Origin of the sequence: Desulfurococcus sp. (assembly GCF_049970475.1) — an archaeon.
Lineage (GTDB): Archaea > Thermoproteota > Thermoprotei_A > Sulfolobales > Desulfurococcaceae > Desulfurococcus > Desulfurococcus amylolyticus.
In genome coordinates, this window is record NZ_JBMFMW010000076.1 from 1 (window position 1) to 5,508 (window position 5,508).

Below are 5,508 nucleotides of genomic sequence, written 5' to 3' on the forward strand. Positions count from 1 at the left end.
TGGGAGTTTAACAAGCCCTTTAGAAGAATAGACGACTACACGTACCTGGTAGCGTTGAGTGATCACGCGGATTTCGATGACTTGGTGGAATATGTTAGAAGAGGTGAGCCAAAGCTCGTGGTTATTGATGCTTCAAGGGAAGGAGATGCTTGGAGCCTTAGGAATGCCTTGATCGAGGCGGGGTACTGTGCCATAGTCATGCCAAGCGCGAATCCATTGGAGCAATTAAACAAGTGTAGTGGGGGAACGAGTACTTAATGACTTATATTCTAATAAGGCATCACATGTTCAATACATACCTAATGGGTCCCGGCGGCTCCGAGTACGTTACACTAGAAACAGCTATAGCTTTTACGGAGAGGGGTTTTCCAGTATATATAGACTCCGTGACACTAAACACCCCATCTAAGCTGAGGGAGCTAGCGGATCACTATGGTTTAAAACACCCCGAACTAAGATTAATTGGGATAGGTGATCCAGAGGGGGATCCCTTACTCACCATAAATACCAGTGGCGATATATTGTCCGGGCACAGCGACGTACTCTACCTACATTACCCATCGTTTCTCAACCATGATATCTACTATCCTGGCTTAAACGGTATATTTAATCTAGTTGGGAAAACATATTCACTATTAAACTCGGTGATCTTCCCATTTATGATGAAGAAGATTAAGATATACATAGCTAACTCTAGTTTTACAGCATCATTCTTCAAGAAATATTATAATATTGACCCATATGTGATCACTCCGCCAGTGAATATAGATGACATAGTGAGCGAGCCCTTGTTAGTAAGGAATGAGAGAGAGTACATAGTCTTAAGTGTCACACGTATAAGTCCAGAGAAGCATGTCGAGAACGTCCTCTACGTGGCTAGGAAATTCAGTAGAGAGAAAAATAAACCACGCTTCGTCATCGCTGGGGCACTCTCTAAATATAATAGAGATTACTACGATGAACTCCGTGAAAAAGCATTTAAGAAGGGAATAGATGATATAGTCGAGTTCAAAGTAAATATCTCGAGAACGGAGTTAGTGGACTTGTATAGAAAAGCCATGGTATACATGCATCCAACACCTAGAGAACACTTTGGAATATCGATCGTCGAAGCAATGGCAGCTGGGACACCCGTTGTGATACCGATAGACTCAGGTAGCTGGGTGGATATAGCTTTGGGCAATAGGAATATTGCAGCACCATATGGAAACATCGATGAGGCCTTTATTCAGGTAAAGACACTGCTCGAGAATGAGAGGCTATGGGCATATCTAAGTAAGAGAAGCATTAACCGGGCTAGAGAGCTGGATAGACATGTGTTCCATGACAAACTATATTATGCTCTAGAACCATTGATACTGAAGCGATGGGGAGGAACCGCGAACCTGAGGAAATGATGAAGAAGAGCCGAACCCGACTCGCTTAGTGAAACAGTTAAGGGGTTTCACGGATTAAGTGTTCAAACTAGCATGCTTGACACAGGCGCTGTGTAAATCTACCCGGGAATAAATGCCGCCATGATGTAAATCATGAGTAAGATGAGTAGAAGTATATCCAGGATATTTACTTCGATATGCCTGTATATGGTTGAACCCCTCAAACCCTTCAACTCGGCGCTTATGCCTCCCCATACAGCTCGTTGATAGCTTATTGAGAGCAACGGCGTTATTATGGAGGATATACTGCCGGGAGATATGGGGATTCTTCCATACCCCCTTTGCTTACGCATGAATAATATCTCATCCAGGTCCTGCTTTATCAATGGTAGGGATCTGAGGGCGTAGAATATCGGTAATACTATGTAATATGGGAGCCCGAGTTCCCTTGCTAACCCTCTAGCGATCTCGCTACTACTATGGGTTAATGCTAAGACGCCTCCCCCGCTAGCTATTAGTAGTAGTCTCAGTACAACCACCATGAATTCCTCCAGTGCATGTTTTCTAATAATTATTGGGCCGGTCTCCACAACAACCTTTCCTGTGTTCGCGAAGAACAATGCGTTCACGAATACGCCGATTAACCCAATTGAGACCAATAGGATTAGGTAGAGGACTCTCCTACCACCATATATGAGGCAGATAACGATGCTGATTACCGATGACATGATAAGCCATTTGGGGTTTCTAATTATGAATGCCATGAGGGTTATTATTGTAGCGTAGATGAATGTTGAGTATACATGCGGCTTCATCAAGGGGTAACACCTATTTCCCTATACATTGATTCGACAACGCGGCATTTCTCCTCCTCCACGACATAGTTATTCCTTACAACATACACTCTATCAGCTACATCAGCGAGGAGCCGTGGATCATGCGTGCTTATTATCATTGAGCGATTCCTCCTTAACTCGCTAATGGTTTTAACCAGGTTATTATACAGTGTGTAATCAAGCCCTGTAGTTGGCTCATCGAGGAGGAGGAGATCTTTACCATATGCATATGATATAAGCAGTGATAACCATCGTCTCTGGCCATGGCTCAGGCGGAGTGGATGCAGGTTTTTCACGCTTTGGAACCATGGAAACATGGAGATGATGTTCTCAGTCATTAAACCTGTTCTACGTGCCACATCCCTCACCTCCTTCTCAACACTACTATGAATAAACACGAGATCAGGGTTCTGTGGCTTATAGAACATTCTTATATTTCGTTTCACTATCTCTCCACCCAAAGGCTTGAGGAAACCTGCTAGTGTTTTAAGGAGAGTTGACTTGCCCGATCCATTGGGTCCAACTAAAGCCACCACCTCTCCCCGCCTCACGTAGATGTTGATGTTCCTCACTAAGGGTTTACCGTACCCTATATCCAGTCCACGTGTCTCCAGGATTACTTCGCCAGCTAATGCGCCACCATTTTTACAGGGTGGTGGTTTCTCATAGTCTAATACATCTATCTCGTTGAGCGGTATTATTCTCTGCTTAATTAACAAATAGTTTTTATCGATGACATCTATGAAATAACCTTTCTTATGCTCGGTGAGGAGTATGGAACAGCCCTTATTCTTCCTCTCTATGATGAGTTTTCTAATGAAATTTATTCCCTCAGGGTCCAGGCTGGCTGAGGGCTCATCAAGTAGTATTATCCCGGGGTCATGTACTATTGAAAGGGTTATTGCTAAGCGTTTCTTCTCACCTCCTGATAGATTCTCCACGTGTTCATTAGCCTTATCCAGTAACCCCATGGATTCTAGAATATTGGATGCTTTCCTGCGAGCCTCCTCATAGCTGTATCCCCGGGCCTCCAGCAGTGCCACTACTTCATCAAGCGGGGTGGGGTAGATGATTTGTCTCTCAGGATCCTGCATCAGGAAGCCAAGTTTCCCCGGTAAGCTAATATAGTCATTGTAACTCAATGGGTTTAATCCACCTATGTCTACACGGCCTTCAACCACACCGTTAAAGAAGTGTTTGAGTACCCCGGTTATGCTGAGGAGGAATACTGTTTTACCAGAGCCGGAGGGCCCTGCGATTAAACCAGCCTCACCATTACTGATCTCAACCTTGCTCTCAACCAGTATCGGGTTGCTAGCATTGTATCCAGCCAACCTTATCTCTGCATATATATAGTTATCCATTAAACCTTCCCCATGCACAACAATAATAATTTAGCTACTTGATTTTATCTAGTTGCTTGCATTACCTATTCGAATATATTATATTCGCTATTGATTAAGTTATTGATAACATTTACGGGTTTCTCAACTGCTCTACGAACTCTATATACGAATCCATCTCCGGGCTATAGATGTATGCACGTATTACTTTATCCCCGGGTATTCTATACCCCCATAATGTCTTAATACATTCAGGATTGTTGTTACATGCAGTTGATACATCTTTCCCGTCTTTTAGAGAGTGGGACAGGAGGTTCCTAACATTAGCTACTTCCTCATATACCTCCTTTCTTTGAATGCTGAAGGCCTCGAGTAATTGCATGAATGCTATTAATGCATCATACCCTAGGCTGAACAACGGAGTTATAAAGTCTCCTCTGCTATTCAATGCTAAAACAGGCCTCTCTCTTCTAACAACTTCTATGAGCTTTTCTTCATTCTCAACTACTTTAACCTGGTAACCCTTATTAATCATGTATTCTACTATTCCCGGTAAGACATACGTGTCGACAACTACATTACTGTTTACTGGATACCTGGTTAATATTGCTAGAAGCACCTCCTCAGGTAGCAGGAACCCTATATCCTTGATATAGACAGCCAGCGCGGATGCATCTATATTGAATACCACGCCTAGATCAGACTTTAAAGCCTTCGTGGATGCCGCAATCTTACTCATCTCTTTTATATATGGATATGTTTCTATGTTTCCCCTACCACTACTCATCAATGTGTGCTCGAGTTCTAGTAGTGAGAAGAGCCTTCCAAGTATCTCTCCTGATGCACCGTATCCGTGGCTTGCTACAATCTTTAATCCTGCGGCCGAGATCTCATCGGACTTGATGAAGCTGATCAATGCTGAGGTGTATAGTTCATGCATGTACTCGGCATAGTTAACCCATCCGATTTCACCTACCCCTTGACCCTCGGTTTTACCCTGTGTTAGTGCTATTATGTCGATTATCTCTTTTCCAACTAATTCGTAACCCGGAGCCTTATAGAGTCTTATAGTTATGTAGCCGGGTTTCCTAGGATTTAAATGTATATTGAAACCCCCTTTCGCTCCAAATCTCTTCATGCTGAAGGAGATCTCGCCGCTTACAGCCTCGTGGAAATCCATTATATCGCATCCAACACTCATTAGTCCAGCCGTTAAAGCCCTCTTAAACATCCTGGAGACAGGCCTGACATCTCTTCCACTTACAACCAGTGATCTCTTACCGAGTAACGAGCCAAATACCGCTCCAAGCATGACAACATCATCTAGCTTGATATCGACTAGTGGTTCTCCTGTTATTCTTCCATCAACGTATTTAAGCATAAGGCGGCGTCACCTCTACTGGCTCTATGTTTTTCTTAGAAATATCCCCTCTTACATGGTTGCCCGTGCCGATCACTGAGGCCATCATTCTCGTGTTTTCGGCTACCTCTACATTGTTCATTATTATTGTATCATATATTTTCGACCCCCTTCTAATTATAGTGTTATGCCATATGATGCTTTCCCGTATAATAGATCCATGTTCCACTTTCACGTTATCCTCTAGTATGACGTAGGGTCCGATGACCGTATCATCCTCTATAACGACATTCCTACCTATATAGACTGGAGGATGTACCTCACCCTTCACCAGGGAGGATTCATGCATATAGATGCCGGGCGAGATCTTTGGTGCTCCCGGTTCAAAACCAGCTATTTCACCATCGAGGAGATCCCATGCCACGTTCCTATATGTTTCCAGTCTACCAACATCATTCCAGTACACATTATGCTTCAAAATATAGCCTTTAACCTTGTATCCATTTTCAATCAAATAGGGGAAGACATGCCTCCCAAAATCCAGTAGACCAGGGTTCTTCTCGAGGATCTCAAGTATGTGTTGGCTGAGCACG

4 protein-coding genes and 2 pseudogenes are annotated in these 5,508 nt (G+C 43.4%); 2 read left to right on the forward strand and 4 right to left on the reverse strand.

The genetic code is table 11. From position 1 onward, the window contains the following. Window positions 1-258: pseudogene (locus ACP5N5_RS05305) on the forward strand (MBL fold metallo-hydrolase); the annotation flags it as partial. Further along, a complete protein-coding gene (locus ACP5N5_RS05310) occupies window positions 258-1,397 on the forward strand; it encodes a glycosyltransferase (protein ID WP_428133602.1) in 1,140 nt (379 codons plus the stop codon). The pseudogene ACP5N5_RS05305 and the gene ACP5N5_RS05310, both read left to right, overlap by 1 nt. 98 nt (window positions 1,398-1,495) lie before the next feature. Here ACP5N5_RS05310 and ACP5N5_RS05315 read toward each other — a convergent pair whose 3' ends face one another. From ACP5N5_RS05315 to ACP5N5_RS05330, 4 genes and pseudogenes are all read right to left on the reverse strand, one after another. Next, the gene (locus ACP5N5_RS05315; protein ID WP_428133605.1) at window positions 1,496-2,191 is read right to left on the reverse strand and encodes an energy-coupling factor transporter transmembrane component T; all 696 of its coding nucleotides are present in this window, start codon (window positions 2,189-2,191) and stop codon (window positions 1,496-1,498) included. Then, complete coding sequence (locus ACP5N5_RS05320; RefSeq protein ID WP_428133608.1) at window positions 2,191-3,576, reverse strand: ATP-binding cassette domain-containing protein; 1,386 nt, start codon at window positions 3,574-3,576, stop codon at window positions 2,191-2,193. Before ACP5N5_RS05320 ends, ACP5N5_RS05315 begins: the two co-directional genes overlap by 1 nt. Before the next feature lie 112 nt (window positions 3,577-3,688). Then, on the reverse strand, window positions 3,689-4,936 hold the full coding sequence (locus ACP5N5_RS05325) for a phosphoglucomutase (protein ID WP_428133610.1): 1,248 nt from the start codon (window positions 4,934-4,936) through the stop codon (window positions 3,689-3,691). After that, window positions 4,929-5,508, reverse strand: a pseudogene (locus ACP5N5_RS05330) (sugar phosphate nucleotidyltransferase); the annotation flags it as partial. The pseudogene ACP5N5_RS05330 and the gene ACP5N5_RS05325, both read right to left, overlap by 8 nt.

Coding starts and splice junctions, on each gene's coding strand:
- ACP5N5_RS05310 (WP_428133602.1), top strand. CDS start 258: ATGACTTATATTCTAATAAGGCATCACATGTTCAATACATACCTAATG.
- ACP5N5_RS05315 (WP_428133605.1), bottom strand. CDS start 2,191: ATGAAGCCGCATGTATACTCAACATTCATCTACGCTACAATAATAACC.
- ACP5N5_RS05320 (WP_428133608.1), bottom strand. CDS start 3,576: ATGGATAACTATATATATGCAGAGATAAGGTTGGCTGGATACAATGCT.
- ACP5N5_RS05325 (WP_428133610.1), bottom strand. CDS start 4,936: ATGCTTAAATACGTTGATGGAAGAATAACAGGAGAACCACTAGTCGAT.